The 346-nt window shown below is 39.3% G+C and carries 1 protein-coding gene; it reads right to left on the reverse strand.

Annotation, left to right across the window (positions count from 1 at the left end; genetic code table 11):
- On the reverse strand, positions 1-231 hold a 231-nt coding region (locus tag RCF13_RS21570; RefSeq protein ID WP_308141535.1), incomplete at its 3' end, for a hypothetical protein.
- Positions 232-346 lie beyond the last annotated feature (115 nt).

Below are 346 nucleotides of genomic sequence, written 5' to 3' on the forward strand. Positions count from 1 at the left end.
AGTAAATGACTCATTGATTACTGAATACCCAATATATGATTCAAAATCGAGCTGAATGATTGGGGCTTTAGTACTTTCTATCGGATATGTTTCTGGTAAAATCACATCATCACTTAGTTGAAACGGTTCTGGTGTATGACTCGCCTCGTACCTATCAAAGGAAAGTCTCAATGAGTTGCTCGAATCCAGCTCAGTCAGCCCGATAAAATTAACATATTCTATCATCATCAAGTCTCTATACTCCATTGTCGCACCTCTTTTTTATTCCGGCGGCCCACTTTCCCAAAACACACTTCGGCTATGTCCCATATCTTCAACAACACTATCGTACCCTACAAATAAAATC

Source organism: Stenotrophomonas maltophilia group sp. RNC7, assembly GCF_030910085.1.
GTDB lineage: Bacteria > Pseudomonadota > Gammaproteobacteria > Xanthomonadales > Xanthomonadaceae > Stenotrophomonas > Stenotrophomonas sepilia.